Origin of the sequence: Tenacibaculum sp. IB213877 (genome assembly GCF_034043975.1) — a bacterium.
Lineage (GTDB): Bacteria > Bacteroidota > Bacteroidia > Flavobacteriales > Flavobacteriaceae > Polaribacter.
Genome location: NZ_JAXCHH010000001.1, coordinates 361,071 through 379,455, shown reverse-complemented (window position 1 = coordinate 379,455; position 18,385 = coordinate 361,071). Strand labels below are relative to the sequence as shown.

The 18,385-nt window shown below is 31.9% G+C and carries 12 protein-coding genes; 6 read left to right on the top strand and 6 right to left on the bottom strand.

The window, feature by feature from the left end; translation table 11 throughout:
* Position 1: 1 nt before the first annotated feature.
* The 4 genes from SLH33_RS01615 to SLH33_RS01600 all read right to left on the bottom strand — a co-directional run bounded on the left by SLH33_RS01615 (position 2) and on the right by SLH33_RS01600 (position 5,587).
* On the bottom strand, positions 2 to 2,308 hold the full coding sequence (locus SLH33_RS01615) for a glycoside hydrolase family 65 protein (RefSeq protein ID WP_320417312.1): 2,307 nt from the start codon (positions 2,306 to 2,308) through the stop codon (positions 2 to 4).
* Between the two features lie 83 nt (positions 2,309 to 2,391).
* Positions 2,392 to 3,048 (bottom strand): beta-phosphoglucomutase, encoded by a 657-nt coding sequence (pgmB, locus tag SLH33_RS01610; RefSeq protein ID WP_320417311.1) that lies wholly within the window; start codon positions 3,046 to 3,048, stop codon positions 2,392 to 2,394.
* A complete protein-coding gene (locus tag SLH33_RS01605) occupies positions 3,048 to 4,424 on the bottom strand; it encodes an MFS transporter (protein ID WP_320417310.1) in 1,377 nt (458 codons plus the stop codon). Before SLH33_RS01605 ends, pgmB begins: the two co-directional genes overlap by 1 nt.
* A 140-nt stretch (positions 4,425 to 4,564) precedes the next feature.
* Complete coding sequence (locus tag SLH33_RS01600; RefSeq protein WP_320417309.1) at positions 4,565 to 5,587, bottom strand: LacI family DNA-binding transcriptional regulator; 1,023 nt, start codon at positions 5,585 to 5,587, stop codon at positions 4,565 to 4,567.
* 199 nt (positions 5,588 to 5,786) lie between these two features.
* Between SLH33_RS01600 and SLH33_RS01595 the strand changes: the two genes are divergently transcribed.
* The 6 genes from SLH33_RS01595 to SLH33_RS01570 all read left to right on the top strand — a co-directional run bounded on the left by SLH33_RS01595 (position 5,787) and on the right by SLH33_RS01570 (position 16,692).
* Entirely contained in the window at positions 5,787 to 8,873 is a 3,087-nt protein-coding gene (locus tag SLH33_RS01595) for a TonB-dependent receptor (RefSeq protein ID WP_320417308.1), read from the top strand.
* Between the two features lie 11 nt (positions 8,874 to 8,884).
* Positions 8,885 to 10,468, top strand: a complete 1,584-nt coding sequence (locus SLH33_RS01590) for a RagB/SusD family nutrient uptake outer membrane protein (protein ID WP_320417307.1) — start codon at positions 8,885 to 8,887, stop codon at positions 10,466 to 10,468.
* A gap of 16 nt (positions 10,469 to 10,484) precedes the next feature.
* Positions 10,485 to 11,840: a SusE domain-containing protein gene (locus SLH33_RS01585; RefSeq protein WP_320417306.1), complete on the top strand. Its 1,356-nt coding sequence runs from the start codon at positions 10,485 to 10,487 to the stop codon at positions 11,838 to 11,840.
* A gap of 63 nt (positions 11,841 to 11,903) precedes the next feature.
* Complete coding sequence (locus tag SLH33_RS01580) at positions 11,904 to 14,681, top strand: alpha-amylase family glycosyl hydrolase (RefSeq protein ID WP_320417305.1); 2,778 nt, start codon at positions 11,904 to 11,906, stop codon at positions 14,679 to 14,681.
* A gap of 47 nt (positions 14,682 to 14,728) precedes the next feature.
* Complete coding sequence (locus SLH33_RS01575) at positions 14,729 to 15,928, top strand: multidrug effflux MFS transporter (protein ID WP_320417304.1); 1,200 nt, start codon at positions 14,729 to 14,731, stop codon at positions 15,926 to 15,928.
* A 68-nt stretch (positions 15,929 to 15,996) separates the two neighbouring features.
* Complete coding sequence (locus SLH33_RS01570) at positions 15,997 to 16,692, top strand: pseudouridine synthase (protein WP_320417303.1); 696 nt, start codon at positions 15,997 to 15,999, stop codon at positions 16,690 to 16,692.
* Positions 16,693 to 16,748: 56 nt separating this feature from the next.
* On the opposite strand, the gene SLH33_RS01565 is transcribed toward SLH33_RS01570, so the two are convergent.
* Together SLH33_RS01565 and SLH33_RS01560 are read right to left on the bottom strand one after the other, a co-directional pair.
* On the bottom strand, positions 16,749 to 17,228 hold the full coding sequence (locus SLH33_RS01565) for an Lrp/AsnC family transcriptional regulator (RefSeq protein WP_320417302.1): 480 nt from the start codon (positions 17,226 to 17,228) through the stop codon (positions 16,749 to 16,751).
* A 75-nt stretch (positions 17,229 to 17,303) separates the two neighbouring features.
* Positions 17,304 to 18,371: a M14 family zinc carboxypeptidase gene (locus SLH33_RS01560; protein WP_320417301.1), complete on the bottom strand. Its 1,068-nt coding sequence runs from the start codon at positions 18,369 to 18,371 to the stop codon at positions 17,304 to 17,306.
* Positions 18,372 to 18,385: the final 14 nt, after the last annotated feature.

The following is an 18,385-nucleotide window of genomic DNA, read 5'->3' as shown; positions in this document are numbered from 1 at the left end:
ATTAAATTGTAACTAAACTATGAGGTTTTACAGTTACTTTATTGTTATTTACTAAAATTTCTAAATCATTATTACCTTCTAGCTCAAATTGTGTTTCTGAATGAGAAACCTTTACTTTTACAATTTGACCTCTGAAGTTTACTTTGAATGAATAGCCATCCCATTGTTCTGGAATTCTTGGTTCAAAACTTAAGGTGTCATTTTTAACACGCATTCCTCCAAAACCTTCCACAATACTCATCCATGTTCCTGCCATTGAAGTGATGTGTAAACCTTCCTCAACCTCTTTGTTATAATCATCCAGATCTAAACGAGAGGTACGTAAATAGAACGTGTATGCTTGTTCCATTCTACCTAACTTCGCCGCTTGAATACTGTGTACACAAGGGGACAATGAACTTTCATGTACTGTAAATGGCTCGTAGAAATCGAAATGACGCTCTAATTCTTCTTGCGAGAAGTGATCTTCAAAGAAGTAGAAACCTTGTAAGGTATCTGCTTGTTTGATGTATGGTGAACGTAAAATACGATCCCAAGACCATTTTTGATTGATCGGACGCTGAGATGGATCTAAATCAGCAACTGAAATCAATTCTTTATCTAAGAAACCATCTTGTTGTAAAAACACGTTGTGCTCTTCTGAATACGGAAAATACATATTATCAGCCACTTTTTTCATCGACTGCATTTCATCTTCAGAAAGAGATACTTTACTCATAATACGCTCATAATCTGAAGCGTATTCAGTTTTTACCTTTTCAATATTTTCTAAAGCATAATCAATACACCATTTTGCAATATAGTTGGTATACCAGTTGTTATTTATGTTGTTTTCGTACTCGTTAGGACCTGTAACTCCTAACATTACGTATTTATTCTTTGCGGTTGAAAAATTCACACGCTGATGCCAAAAACGTGCAATACCAATTAACACTTCCAATCCTTTTTCTGGAATGTAGCTGTAATCGTTTGTATAACGATGATAATTATAAATGGCAAACGCGATAGCTCCGTTACGGTGAATTTCTTCAAAAGTGATTTCCCACTCGTTGTGGCATTCTTCACCATTCATAGTTACCATTGGATATAAAGCTGCTCCGTTCGAAAAACCTAATTTCTCAGCATTTTCAATAGCTCTATCTAACTGATTGTAACGATACGTTAATAAATTTCTCGCAACTTGTTGATCTTTAGTAGCCATGTAAAAAGGAATACAATAGGCTTCGGTATCCCAATAGGTGCTTCCTCCGTACTTTTCTCCAGTAAATCCTTTTGGACCAATATTTAAGCGAGCATCTTTACCTAAATAGGTGTGATTTAATTGTAAGATATTAAAACGTATTCCTTGTTGTGCTTTTACATCACCATCAATAGTGATATCTGCCATTTCCCAAATCTTCGCCCAAGCTTGTTTTTGTTGTTCAAGTAAGGCGTTAAATCCATGAGAAATTCCTTCTTTCAAAACATTTTTAGCTGCAGTAACTAATTCATCAATCTCATGATTTCTATCTACTGTATATCCTCCAAACTTATGAATGGTAAACGTTTCATTTTCTTTTACATTTGCTGAGTACGAAAACGAAATTTTATTTTCTAATTGCTTAACTTCTGGTTGAATAGCTTGTTTTTCTGAGTTGATAAAAACTTCAGACTGCATGAAGGTACACGTATGGAAATACGTTTTCATGGTGTGTGCTTCAATAAACGCTTGTTCACCGTCTTGAGCAACTTTTAAAGTATTCCAGAATTGATCATCCCAGTTACTATCTTCGTTGTGAATGCCACTATCTAAATAGGGCTGAAAAGTGATTTTTGCACCAGAAGAAACAGGTGTAACACTGTATTGTATTGCTCCTAACGCATCTAAATCTAAACTTAAAAAACGTTTCGTTTCTACTTTAACTTCAATATTATTTGGTAAGGTAGCTTTAAAACTTCTTGACAACCATCCTTCTTGCATATTCAACTCACGACGGAAATCTTCTACTTTTTTACAGGTATTTAAGTCTAATGCTTCATCATTAACAAAAACATTAATCCCAATCCAATTGGGTGCGTTTAATACTTTTGCAAAATACTCCGGATAACCATTTTTCCACCAACCCACTCTGGTTTTATCTGGGTAATACACTCCGGCAATATAACTACCTTGAAAAGTGCTTCCGCTGTAGGTTTCTTCAAAATTAGCACGCTGCCCCATGGCACCGTTACCTATACTAAATAAACTTTCGGATGATTTTACTCTTGTAGCATCAAATCCTTCTTCAATAATCGACCACTCGTTTGGTATAATATAATCTTGATTCATTTTTAGTTGTTTGATTAAGCTTACGCTTACTAATTTTTAATTTTTTAGTTGATAAGAAAGAGGGGACTTCTATCTAGGTATAATTATTTTTCTATTAACTGCTGAATAAACTCTGTTGAAATTTCTGTAAAGTCTTTGAAAACATAGTCAGCTTCATGTAATACAGATGCTTCTCCAATACCAATAGAAATCATATTGGCGTTGTTGGCAGCTTGTACGCCCGCAACGCTATCTTCAAAAACAATACAATCCTCAGGATTCATTTTTAATTCTTTTGCTGCGTTTAAGAATACTTCAGGGTCTGGTTTTGCTTTTGACACATTTGTACCATCTACAATAGCATCAAACGTATCAAACAAGTTTACTTTTTTTAGAATAGCTCTTGCATTTTTACTTGCTGAACCTAATGAAATGGGTTGTTTACTTTCAACTAAGTAGTTTAGAATTTTAGGAACATCAGGTAAAATTTCTGAATCATCCATTTTATTAATATAACTAAGATATTCTTGATTTTTTCTAGCCATATTTTCCATGAATTCATCTTCAGAAAGCGTTTTATTGCCCCATTGTAATATTTTTTCTAGCGACTTAACACGACTTACTCCTTTGAGCTGCTCGTTTTCTTTTTCAGTGAAATCAATACCTAAACTATTGGCTAAATTTCTCCACGCCAAAAAATGATATTTAGCGGTATCTACGATAACTCCATCTAAATCAAATATAAATCCTTTCTTTATCATTATAATTCTTCTTTTTGGTAGGTTATAGCCTTGGGGTTGATAATTAAAAAATTTGCTAATCCTGCTAATACTAAACTGATTCCAGCCACAGTCATGGCATTGATGGCATCTGTACCAAATAAACTTGACACATAATTTACTCCTCCTAAAGCAGCAACAATTTGAGGAATTACAATGAACATGTTAAAAATACCCATGATTACTCCCATTTTCTTCGGATCAACAGAACTCGATAACATGGCATACGGCATAGATAAAATACTACCCCAAGCGAGTCCTATTAAAACAAATGATATGGTTAAATATTCATGAGAAGGAATGTGTTTCATTATTAAAAAACCTATACCTCCTAAAATTAAAGCCACCATGTGCACATATTTTCTATTGATTCTTCTTTTAGAAGTATAAAATGCTAATAACAACGCAAAAACCATTGATGATAATCCGTAAGTTCCCATATAAGAACCCACTAAATTTGAAGATTTTTGAAAGGCAGTATTGGCAGTGTTATAGGCATCTAACTGTTCTGGAATTTCCATATTGTAGTTTGCTTCAACAGGAACAGGTGTTTTAAAAACATGTTCAGTTAAAGCAGGGTTTGCCATACTCCACATAGTAAAGAAAGCAAACCAGCTAAAAAATTGAATAATACCTAGTTTTTTCATGGTAGTAGGCATACTACCTATGTTGTTTATAATGTCTGGTATAAATTGATTTTTCTTTGCTTTTTCACGTTCAAACTCTTCCATATCTTCAGGAGGATATTCAGTGGTAGTGAAAACCGTGTATAAAATACTTGCTAGAAATACAAATGCACCAATAGCAAAAGCTATTTTTACGGACATTGGCACTACTCCTAAAGCTGCAGAATCACTAACTCCAAGTTGAGATACCATCCAAGGTAAATTACTTGCAATCCATGTACCAATTCCAATAATTAAGGTTTGTACTACAAACCCGTAAGAACGTTGAGATTCTGGAAGTTTATCAGCTACTAGCGCTCTAAATGGTTCCATTGACACATTGATTGAGGCGTCTAAAACCCATAAAAAACCTGCTGCAATCCATAATGCTGGTGAATGTGGTACTAAAAATAGTGCAATAGAGCTTAGAATAGCTCCTACTAAAAAGTAAGGTCTTCTTCTTCCCCACTTTGAGCTCCATGTTCGATCACTCATATAACCTATAATAGGTTGTACTAACAATCCTGTTAAAGGTGCTGCGATCCATAAGAGCGGAATTTCATCTTTTGCTGCTCCTAAAGTTTGAAAGATTCTTGACATAAATCCACCTTGTAAGGCGAATCCAAATTGAATCCCTAGAAATCCAAAACTCATGTTCCAGATTTGCCAGAAATTTAGTTTACGCTTTTCCATTATCGTAATTTAATTGGTTACTAAATACGATAAGCGCTACGACTTATCTTAATTTTTAATTTGTGGAATATAAATTATTGATAAGTCTATATGGGTGGTAAAGATAGTTTTTTTTATAAAAGTTCCTTAAAAATTAACAATTAACTTTTACTAGACTGTCTTATTTTTAAATTACTTGAAATAACCTTAGTTTGAGGTAACTTATTATCTTTCTCATTTTCAATACGATCAATTAATAGTTCTGCCGCTTGCTCTCCCATGGTAAATCCGTGTTGCACAATAGTTGTGATTGACGGCGATGAATATTCAGATATTAATCCGTCTGTAAAACCTACCACAGATAGTTCATTAGGAATTTCTATTCCTTTATCTTTTGCCACTCTAATGGCTAAAGCCGCGTAGATTTCATTCACAGCAAAAACAGCATCTACTTTTTCAGCGAACATTTCTTTAATTTGACGGTAAATTTCTGTGTCATCATCATCATCAACATTCACAATCAACTTCTTATTTAATGAAATACCTGAATCTTTTAGAGCTTTTTCATATCCTTGATATCTATTAAACCCTACTGTTACATGCTCGGGTGTGGTAATAATTGCTATATTTTTGCAACCTATATCTATTAAATGTTTTGTAGCCTTATAGCCCGCTCCAATATCATCTACAATAACTTTATCGCAATTTAATGAGCTATGAACTCTATCAAATAAAACAATAGGTATTTCATCTTGTATTAATTTATGAAAATGGCCAAGTTCATTATTTCTAAGACTTTCTTTTGCTATAGATACAATCAGTCCATCCACACTTCCATTGGTAAGCACATTAATAGTTTCTACTTCTTTATCTTGCTGTTCATTAGAAAAGCAAACCATTATGTTATACCCTCTTTCATTAGCTACTCTTTCTACACCACTAATAACAGTTGAAAAGAAATGATGTACAATTTTAGGCAATACAATACCAATTACTTTAGTTTTTTGATTCCTAAGTTGTAATGCTAAATTATTAGGTCTGAAATTGTATAATTTTGCATAGGCTTTTATCTTATTTTTAGTCTCTTGACTAATTTCATGACTATCTCTCAAGGCTTTTGAAACTGTGGATGGTGAAACCCCTAATTCTTTAGCTATTATTTTAATAGTAATTTTTGACTTCATATTTTACAAAACTCCTAAAATTTTCACGTAATATTATGAATATGTTAAGTTAAAGTTAAAAAGTTATCAACACGAAAACGTTTTCGTAAGGTTATCAATGCTTTGCGAGGCATTTTAATACCTATATTCACGACGTGGAATGTAAAATTATTGATTAAACAAACAAATCAAATTTACAGTTATTTTAACAAATTTATACATGAAAAATTTAAAATTATTGTTTTGTGGATTTCTGATACTTAACTCTTTAAGCTTGTTTGCACAGCAAACAATTAAAGGAACTGTAACAGAAAAAGCTACAGGCGAACCCTTACCGGGTGTTAGCGTTATAATTAAGGGAACCACTTCTGGTACTGAAACTGATTTTGACGGTAACTATGAATTAAAGAATGTAAAATCAACAAATACATTAATATATTCATTTATTGGTTTACAAACTCAAGAAATTGTTGTAGGTTCTAAAACAACCATTTCGGTTGCATTAGAAGAAGGAGAGCAAGTATTAGATGAAGTTGTAGTTGTAGGTTATGGTAGTGTTAAAAAAGAAGATGCAACAGGTTCTGTTACCTCTATATCATCTAAAGATTTTAACACAACTCCTGCTGTTGGTGCTGAACAGTTATTACAAGGTAAAGTACCAGGTCTTAAAATAACAACTGCAGGTGGGCAACCAGATGCTGCGCCTAATATTAGAATACGCGGTGGTTCATCATTAAATGCAAATAACAACCCGTTAATTGTAATAGATGGAGTTCCTGTTGATAATACAAATCCTGCAGGAGTTAGTAACCCTTTATCACTTGTTAATCCTAACGACATTGAAAACTTTTCTATTTTAAAAGATGCATCTGCTACCGCAATTTATGGTTCTCGTGCTTCTAATGGTGTAATTATTATTACCACTAAAAAAGGAACATCTGGAACACCTAAATTTAATTTTTCTTCAAGTGTAGCTATAGGTAAAGTTTCTCAGAAGTTAGATATAATGAATGGTCCGGAATTTACAAGGTTTATTACTGAATACCACCCTTCTTTTGCTGGAAATTTAGGTATTGATGATCCTAACAGTACTCTTGAAGATGATCCTACTACGCCAGAAATTGAAGGTAGAATTTTATATAATACTGATTGGCAAGACGCAATCTTTAGAACATCAGTATCTACAAACAACAATTTTAGTATGCGTGCCTCTTTATTTGATGAAGTTCCTTTTAGGTTTTCTGTTGGTCATACTAAAAGTGAAGGCTTGGTTAAAACCAATGATTATGAAAGACTTTCTTATTCATTAAAACTTACCCCAAAATTCATTAATGACAGATTAAAGGTAGATATTAATGCAAAAGGAATTTATGCCGAAAAAAATGCAGTAGATGAAGGAGGAGTTTTAGGCGGAGTAATAAATATGGATCCAACCAAGCCAATTTATGATTTAACCAATCCAAAATTTGGTGGATACTATCAAACAGAAAGTATAGATCCTAATACTCCTGCTAAATTAGATGGTCAATATAATCCTTTAGCATTATTAGAGCAAAGAACAAGACCTGAAGAAGTTTACAAGTTTTTAGGTAATGTTGAGTTTGATTACACTACTTCGTTTCTCCCTGAACTTAGTGCTGTACTTAATTTAGGTGTTGAGTATTCAGATGCTAAAATTGAAGAAGTTTTTACGGAAAATGCATTGGCAACTTATCAAGTTATTAATAATGGAACTGTAGGAGTTTTTAACCCAGGTGTTAATTATGCTGAAAATCAGGAAATTATTAACACTACAATGGATGCTTATTTAAAATATACGAAAACGTTTGAGGGATTTTTAGCTAAAATAGATGCACAAACAGGCTATTCATACCAAAATTTTCAAAATGATGGAACCAAAGATTTATATAGATATAATGTTGGTGTAGATGGAGAAACTGGTTTAAGAGAAGCTTTTATTGAAAATGATTTAAATCCAACAAACCGTTATTTTAATGAGTTAAATTTACAATCATTTTTTGGTAGAGCTAATTTAGATTTTGCTAATAAATATTTATTAACTTTATCTTTAAGGGTAGATGGTTCTTCTTTATTTCGTCCAGAAAAAAGATGGGGGTACTTCCCTGCTGCAGCCTTAGCTTGGAAAGTTACTGATGAAAAGTTTATGGAAAATATTAATTTCATAAACAACTTAAAACTTCGTTTAGGATGGGGTAAAACAGGACAACAAGATATAACAGGAGCAGTTGGTTTCTATCCTTCACTGCCATTACTAATTTCAGGAACCAATACCAGCCAATATCTATCAGGTGTTAATGTGTATTCTGCTGTTGCTTATAATGAAGACCTTACTTGGGAAAAGGCAACAACCTATAACATAGGATTAGATTATACAATATTTAACAATATAATTTCTGGTTCTTTTGACGTATTTAAAAGAGAAACAAAAGATTTATTAGCCAGAACGCCTATACCTCCTGGTCAAGGTTTAGGAAGTTCATTTGTAAAAAATGTAGGTGAAACTTCTAGCGAAGGGTTTGAATTAAATGTAAACATTAATCCAATAAAAAATGAGAATTTCTCATTTGATATTAATACCAATTTAGCCTATAATAAAACAACAATAGACAATTTAAAAGATGTTACTGTAATTCCATCTTCTGATGGTGGTTTACCTGTAGGAACAGGAGTTAATTTAGCTTATAATGCAGTAGGTTATCAACCACATTCTGCTTGGGTTTTTAAACAACTATATGATGTAGATGGAAATCCTATTTGGGGAGCGCATGCAGATTTAAATGAAGATAATGTAATAGACAATGATGACCGAGTTTACAAAGCTTTACGTCCTAACTGGACCTATGGTTTTGGTTTAAATTTTAACTATAAGAATTGGGACCTAAGTTCTAATTTTAGAGGTCAAATTGGAGGTTTAGTTTACAATTCAAGAAAGTTAACTTCAGGTTGGAGAGATAGATCTATTCCTATTAACTCTTCAAGTTTAGGAAATGTTTTAGATTTTTATAACGGAGCAGCAGATATAAACTTTATAAACACTAATGGTAATGTAAGGTTTTCTGATTATTATTTAGAAGATGCTACATTTTTACGTTGTGAAAACATTACGTTAGGATATCGTTTTGATGAACTAATTAAAAATTCAACACTACGTTTTTACACATCTGTATCTAACTTATTCTTAATAACTGATTATACAGGGCAAGATCCTGAAAATTTCAACGGAATTGATACAAATTTTTACCCAAGACCTAGAACATATACTTTAGGTATTAATTTTGACTTTTAATTAAATTAATCATGAAAAAAATATTTTATATATCATTTTTAACAATCATATTATTTTCTTTTAGTAGTTGTTTAAATGATTTAAACACAAAACCAGAAGTTGAACTCTCTCTTGAAGAGCTATTACAACAAGATCCTAATGCTATATCTGGTATTGTATCTAGGCTGTATGCTTCATTTGCATTGTCAAGTGTTACAGGACCTGATAATTCTGATATTGATGATAATGCAGGAGAATCTCCATTTTTAAGAGGAATTGTAAACTTACAAGATTTCACTGCAGATGGAATGAAAAACCGTTGGGGAGATGATGGATTAGACCAATTAACCACAACCTCCAACTGGGATGAAAACAATAAGTTTTTTAGATATTTGTACAATAGAATTTATTACACCATTCCACAAGCTAATAACCTTTTAGCAATTCTAAAAATTGTTTCTGTAGAAGATCAAGATAATATTACTAGTGAGGTACGTTTTTTACGTGCATTAGCTTATTATTATTTGATTGATGCTTTTGGTAAAGGAGTATTAGCAACTGAAGATAATCTTGGTTCTTCTGAGCCTCTTCCAGAAGCTACAAGAATAGAGCTATTTAACTTTGTAGAAACTGAATTATTAGCTATTGAAAATAAAATAGCCGATACAAATGGATATGGAAGAGCTAATAAAGCTGTAGTAAGAATGCTATTAGCCAAATTATATCTGAACGCTAAAGTATATACAGGTATAGAAAGATTTGAAGAAGCTGGCGCATACACTAAAAAAGTTATAGATGAAGGTGGTTATACTTTAGCTACTAATTATGTAAGCATTTTCTCTGGAGATAATGAAACATCAACCGAAATTATTTTCCCTTTAATAGCAGATGCTATCACCAGTCAAAGTTATGGTAATACCACGTATATTATTAACGGAAGTTTATCTGTTGACACCATGACTCCTGAAGATTTTCATTCTAAACAAGGTTGGACGGGTCATAGAGCAACAAAAGCTTGGTATGGCCTTTATGAAGGAGGTATTTCAAGTGGCGATGAATTAAGAAATGCTGTTGACGAAAGAGCACAATTATTTTGGATTGGAAAAGACGAAGATGATAATGACATTCATAATTTTGAAATGACAGATTATAAAGAATGGACAGATGGTTATCCTTCTATAAAATTTAGAAATACAAACTTTAACGGTACTTCTGTTGCAACCGATTTTTCAAGTACAGATTTTCCTTTGTTCAGATTAGCCGATGCCTACCTAATGTATGCCGAATGTGCCTTAAGAGGCTCATCAGCAACAGACCTAGCAACAGCTTTAGGCTATGTAAACTCTATAAGAACCCGATCTAATGCTACAACCATTTCACAAAATGAGTTAACGTTAGATTTTATCTTAGATGAAAGAGCTAGAGAATTAAATCTTGAAGGACATAGAAGAAGTGATTTAATTAGATTTGAAAAGTTTACAGGAGCTAGTTACTTATGGCCTTGGAAAGGAAATACTGTAAATGGAACTGCAATCCCTGAAACTTATAAACTTTTTCCAATACCACTTACAGCTTTAGGAGCAAACCCTAATTTAAAACAAAATCCAGGATATTAATTTTAAGACTAATACCATGAAAAAAACATTAATTTTAACAACATTAGTCATAATTTTGGGATTAATAGGATGTCAAAATAATGAAAATTTAGATTATATTGTAGATGCTGATCCTAACGGAATTGAACTAACAAATACACTAGCTACCGAATATACTTTATCTAAAAGTGATGGTGAACTTGTAATAGAAAGTTTTAGCTGGAATGCTGTTAACTTTTTAGGAACCCCTACGGTAGTTGGATATGAAATTCAATATGCAACTACAGAAGATTTTGCATCTCCATTTTCTTTAGTAAAAACTACAGAAACCACTATTGATGTAACAGTAAATGATTTTATTACCGCAGCTGAATATATTGGTTTAGATGCTGATCCAAATACTGAGGAAAAACCCAATACAGGGAACCTATATTTTAGAGTTAGAGCATATGTAGGTAATGGCGGTAACGATTCACCTGAAAACGTTTCAAGCTCACAACAAGTTACATTTATATTGCCAGAAGTGGTAGGTTCAGGAATAGAAATTTCTACTTGGGGAATTGTAGGTTCTGGTTATAACAATTGGGGAGCTACTCCAGATGCTCCATTTTATACCACCGATCAAGAAGGTATAATAGTATCTTACGTTACCCTAATTGATGGTGAAATTAAATTTAGAGAAAATAACGATTGGGCTAATAATTATGGTGATACAGGTGCCGATGGAACTTTAGAAGTAGGTGGCGACAACCTAGTTGTTACTGCAGGTTCATACAAAATTACATTAAACCTAAATGACCTTACTTATACAATGGAACCTTTCTCTATTGGAATAGTAGGTTCGGCTTATAACGACTGGGGTGCAACTCCAGACTTTATGTTAGAATATGATTATTATTCAGATGTATTTAGAGGTATAGTAACTTTATTAGACGGAGAAATGAAGTTTAGAATGAATAATGCTTGGGATATAAATTATGGTGATACAGGTGCCGATGGAACCTTAGAAATTGGTGGCGATAACATTATCACTACAAATGGTATTTATATTGTAACCGTCGATTTAAATAACAATTTATATACTCTTGAAGAAATTGATAATGTTTGGGGGTTAGTAGGTAGTGCTTATAATGATTGGGGAGCAACTCCAGATGCTCAATTTACCAGAGATTGGTCTCAACCTAATGATGAAATTTGGATTTTAAAAGATGTTACTTTGCTAGATGGTGAGTATAAATTTAGAGCTAATAATGCTTGGGATGTAAATTATGGTGATACCGGTGCCGATGGAACCTTAGAAGTTGGTGGCGATAACCTTATATCAACCGCAGGAACATACACAATAACATTAAACTTTTCTGATCCTGATAACCCTACTTATACAATAGAATAATCTATTAATAAGATCTTAAATTTTAAGGCTGTTCATAATGAGCAGCCTTTTTAAATCACAATTATGAAAAAAAACTTCCTTTTACTCTTATTCCTTTTTTGTAGCTTATCCTTTTACGCTCAACAACAAAATGTAACATTTTCAGTATCTCCTGCTAGTTTTAATGAAAATGATGAGATAACTATAACTGTTACCAATATAAATACAACAACATGGAGTGTTTCAGATATTTATTTATGGTCTTGGTCTTATGACCTGAATGATGAAAACTCAATGGACTCACCAAATAATGGAACCTGGACAAACTCTAACGAGGCTCAAAAACTAACAAACAACGGTGATGGAAGCTATTCTATAACCTTTACCCCTACTACCTTTTATAACAGAACCAATATAGGTAGTATTGGAATGTTGGTCAAAGCAAAAGATGGTACAGGCGACAAAAAAACTCAAGATCAAATTTATGAAGTTGATGGATTTCAACTTAACGTAACATCACCAACTAACAATGTAACTATCATTAATTCTGGTGAAAACATTTCTATAACAGCAACTACAAGTATAACTGCAGATTTCAATCTAATAGCTAATGAAACTTCTATAAATACTACATCAGCTTCTACCTCGTATAATTTTACAGTTGCTCCCACAGAAACAACCGATTATATATTAGAGGCAACAGACGGAACTACTACTCTTTCTCAAAGCTTTCAAGTAGTAGTAACGCCAACAGTTATAGAAGAAACTTTACCTACCGGATTGCAAGATGGAATAAACTTTAATCCTAATGACCCTACAAAAGCTACCTTAGTTTTATATGCACCCAATAAAGAGTTTGCACACGTTATAGGAGATTTTAATAACTGGACTGTAGATGATGCTTATTTAATGAAAAAAGATATATCTAATAATCGTTTTTGGATTGAATTAACAGAATTAACACCTCAAGCAAACCACACCTATCAATATTTAGTAAACGGTACCTTAAGAATAGCGGACCCCTACTCTACACTTATTTTATCAGAAAGTAACGATCAATTCATAAACAGTACAACCTATCCAAATTTACCAGCATATCCAACAGGACAAACAAATCATGCGGTAACGGTTTTAAAAACTGGAGAAACTGAATTTACTTGGGAAGCGACAAATTATAGTAGACCAGCAAAAACTGACTTAGTTATTTATGAATTATTAATCCGTGATTTTGACGAACTGCACAGTTTTGATGCTGTTAAAGCACGTTTAGATTATTTGGAAGGATTAGGCATCAATGCAATAGAATTAATGCCTGTTAGTGAGTTTGACGGAAACGAATCTTGGGGTTACAACCCATCTTTCCATATGGCTTTAGATAAATATTATGGAACAAAAGATGCTTTTAAACGCTTTATTGATGAATGCCATAAACGTGGTATCGCAATAATTTTAGACGTGGTATACAACCATGCTTCTGGTCAAAACCCATATTATAGAATGTGGAATACAGATAATGGTGGTTATGGCGGACAAGCATCTGCTGATAGTCCATTTTTTAATCCAGTAGCAACACATACGTATAGCGTTTTTAACGATCTAAATCATAGTCAACAAGCTACTAAAGATTATGTAAAAAGAACCGTACAATATTGGATTGAAGAATATAAAATTGATGGTTTCCGTTGGGATTTAACCAAAGGATTTACACAAAACTGTACCGCTTCTGATGAAAGTTGTACGGGGGCATATCAAGCAGACAGAGTAGCTGTTTTAAAAGAATATGCAGATTATCAATGGGAAATTGATCCCAACTTTTACATAATTTTTGAGCATTTAGGTGGGAATACCGAGGAAACAGAATGGGCAAATTATCGTCTTTCCGAAGGAAAAGGCATAATGCTATGGAGTAACTTAAATGGTGCTTATAATGAAGCAACCATGGGATATCATGAAAGTGGGAAATCTGATTTCTCATGGATTGATTATAAAAATAGAGGTTGGTCTGTACCCGCAAACGTTTCTTATATGGAAAGTCATGATGAAGAAAGATTGATGTATAAAAATATTGAATTTGGTAATTCTAGTGGTACTTATGATGTTACTGAGCTTCCTACCTCTTTAGAAAGGAGTAAAACTGTAGGGGCATTTTATTTTACTGTTCCCGGACCAAAAATGATTTGGCAGTTTGGTGAATTGGGTTATGACATCAGTATTAATTTCAATGGAAGAACGGGTAAAAAACCTATTCTATGGAATTATTATGAAGAACCTAACAGAAAGGATATTTATGATACTTGGTCACAATTAATTGCTTTAAAAAAGCAAGAAAATATTTTCAAAACTTCTAATTTTACTTTAGATGTAAGTAGCTCAACAGGATTAAAGAAAATTCATTTAACTAATAACAATACTTCAGATGACTTACAATATGTGACCATTATCGGTAATTTTGGAGTAACTGCTCAAAGCATTGATCCTGCTTTTCAACAAACAGGTACTTGGTTTGATTTATTAAATGATAATACTACTAGAAATGTTAGCGATGTTAATGCAACCTTAACTTTACAGGCCGGTGAATTTAAAATTTACGGAAGTTCGTCTGTAACCTTATCTAATGATGATGTTATTTTATCTTCTGAAAGTTTGATTATTTACCCTAATCCAACAGAGAACTACTTTAGTATAAATAAAGATGTTAAAAATGTAAAAATATATGACTTAACAGGTAAAGAAGTAGTTAATTTTAAGGGTAAATTTTTGAAAAATAAAAGATTTAACATCCATGAATTACCTCAAGGTTTTTATATTGTAAAAGGTCAAAATAATACAGCACATTTCAGTAAAAAACTTATAGTAAAATAATAAACTTCAAAACTCTAATTGTGAATATATAGTGTTATTTTTGCGTAATGCAATTAAAACAGCAATCACAATTAGAGTTTATCGCTTTAATGGCCTCTTTAATGTCATTAGTAGCTTTATCTATAGATGCATTACTTCCCGCACTTGAACAAATAGGTATTTCTATAGGAATAGTCAATACAACTGATAATCAATTACTCATAACCATGATCTTTTTAGGTCTTGGTTTTGGTCAATTAATTTTTGGTCCTCTTTCTGACAGTTTTGGTAGAAAACCTATGATATATACTGGATTTATAATTTTTATTATAGCTAGTTTAATATGTGTTTCGTCTACATCTTTAGAAATAATGATTTTAGGGCGTATCTTACAAGGAATTGGTTTGTCTGCTCCTAGAACTATTAGTATAGCTATGGTTAGAGATAGTTTTAGTGGTGATTACATGGCCAAAATAATGTCATTTATTGTCGTTATTTTCATTCTTGTACCGGTAGTAGCTCCTGCTATTGGAAAATTAATGTTAGATGCTTACGGGTGGAAATTTATTTTTAATAGCCAATTAATTTACGGAGTTATTGTTATTTTATGGTTATGGTTAAGACAACCAGAAACCCTAGATGAAGATAGCAGAATAAAATTTTCTTTTCGTTTGTTTATCAATGGAATCAAAGAATTTATTAAATATAAAGAGGCTATTATTTTTACGTTAATTTCTGGTTTTATAACAGGTTCTTTTATGGTATATTTAAGTTCTTCTGAACATATTTTTAGAGAGCAATATAACCTATCTGAAGAATTTCCTTTCATATTTGCTGGATTAGCCATATCTGTTGGTTTTGCTACTTTTTTAAATGGAACTTTTGTTGTAAGATTTGGTATGAAAAACATGGTTAAAACATTTACTGCTTTATTTGCACTAGTATCTTTATTTTACATTCTTCTTTTCTTTCAAAAACAAAATCCTAGTATTATAGTTTTAATCATATTTTTTGGTTTGCAATTTTTTTGTATTGGGTTTTTATTTGGAAATTTAAGAGCTCTTGCTATGCAGCCTATTGGTCATATAGCAGGTGTTGGTGCAGCTATTAACGGATTTGTATCTACCATTATGGCAGTGCCTATAGCAACTTACATTGGCAAATTTGTTACTGTAACTTCATTACCCGTTTTTATTGGTTTCTTTGTTTGTGGTACCTTATCATTATTATTGTTAGCATCATTAAATATTAAATGGTTAAAAAGCTAGGATATTTATTTGCTAAGGCAATTAAATATATTTTTAAATAAATTTTTCATAGCAAATATTTTTTAATAGTGAATTTAACTCTTATTTATCAAGACGAATATATTGTATGTGTATCAAAACCAAACGATGTTGTTGTACACCATGCACACCACTCTCGTAATGTTGCCGAGGAAGAATCTTTATTACAATTACTTTATAAAGATTACAATCAAAAATTCTATCCGATTCATAGACTTGACAGAAGAACTTCTGGTATTATATTACTAGCAAAAGAAACTCGTTACGTAGCTGAATTTCAAAAGTTATTTACCAATGACTTAATTCAAAAAACCTATTTAGGTGTGGTTCGGGGTCATGCTCCAGAATCAAAAATCATTGATTCTCCTGTAAAAGGTAGAGATAGTAAAGTGTATAAAGAAGCAGAAACACATTTAAAGACTCTTGAAAAAATCACTTTAAATATACCTGTAAATCCTTATGATTCTTCACGTTATAGTTTGGTTGAATTACAACCCAAAACAGGACGCTTACATCAATTAAGAATTCATATGAACAAAATAAGTCATCCATTAATTGGAGATGGAAAATATGGAGACAAAAATCATAATATAATGTTTGAACAAAACTTTGAATGCTGTAACCTGTTTTTACATGCTTATTCATTAAATTTTATTCATCCTTTTACACAGCAAGCCCTAAATTTAAAAGCTAATTTGCCTCAAAATTGGGAACACCTTTTTAAGAGATTTGATTGGAATATATAAACGATAAAATCCTCACAATTGTGAGGATTTTATCGTTTAAAATAATATTTTTATTATTATAGATCTTGAAAAATAGCGTGCATCATACGCTTTTTATCATTAATGCTTTCCTCTAGAGAAATCATTGTTTCTGTACGACTCACTCCATGAATTTCATCAATCTTATAAATAACTTCTTTCGCGTCATTAGTATCTTTAGCACGTACTTTGCAGAATATATTGTATTTACCTGCTGTTACATAAGCTACCGTTACATTAGGTATTAAGCGTAAATTTTCTATTACATGCTGTGTCATAGATGTTTTCTCTAAAAACACACCTACGTGAGCAATAAAAGAATATCCCATTTTTTCATAGTCTAAAGTTAAGGTAGATCCTTGTATAATTCCTTCATCTTCCATTTTCTTAACACGAACGTGGATTGTACCTGCAGATACTAATAATTTTTTTGCAATATCTGTAAAAGGGGTACGAGCATTTTCTATTAAAATGTCTAAGATTTGATGATCAATTTCATCTAATACGAATTTCTTCATTTTTATATTTTATTCACAATATGACACAAAAATATAAATAAAATTAATTCGAAATGTTGTTTTTGTGTTAAATATTTAAGATTTCTTAATATTTTTCTTTACGAAAACGTTTTCGATATGACCAATATAATCGCTCAAATCTCCTACCTTTTTTTGTACTAAAGTGGAAGTGAATTGATTGTCTATTATTTTATCTTCATATTGGTATGCTTCCTCTTTTTCTTTGTCAATTCTATTAATTACATCAAAAAATATTTTGGCATTGTTAGGTATTAAAAAATAATCTTTATACTCTGTATAATCAACTGTTAAAGCGATGTGATAAAGACCTTGTAACAATGCATAAAAATTAAATTTTCTTACTTCTTCTCTTTCATAATCATTTGGGTAATGACCTGCTTCAATTAAAATAGTATTGTGCCCTAATTTTTGAAAATTATCTCCAGTAGCTGTTGGATAAAACTCATCTGTATAACGCCCTACATGATTTGGAATAGCTTGTTGCAATAGCAAATTCATAGCTACAATTACATTCATTGTTTGCTTTCTTCCTTTGGTAAGCTTACGTGTTTCTTCCTCTGATGGGGCTAAAAATGAAATAGTTGCTGGGTTTTGAGTTCCTTCTACTCCAAAAATAGTACGTTGATCATGTAAATTGAAACAAAACTGCGGATTAAAGGTATCTAAAGCACTACGAAGCAATTTACTCTCTTTTGCCTTTTTATCAACTGCATCACGATTCAAGTCAATATCATGAGCATTTACACGTGTATATGCTATAGCTCCATCTGGATTTAACATCGGAATGATTTGAATGGTACATTCTTTTAGTATTGATTGTACAATATCATCATCTTCATGCTTTTTAACAAAGTTTAAAAAATCAAATACTGCTTTTGTACCTGTACTTTCATTACCATGCATTTGACTCCAAATAAGTATTTTCTTGGCTCCTGTACCTAATTTTAATTTGTAAATAGATCGGTTTTCTTCGGAAGTTCCTAGTATTTCATATGAAACAACCTCAGATAAATTTTTAAATAAAGGTTGAATATCAGGAAAAGTAATCCATCTTCCAAAAAGTGATTTCTCTTTAATATTTGGATATATTTCTTTTAAAAATGAAAGGTTTAATATGTTCATAAACTGTTTAAATA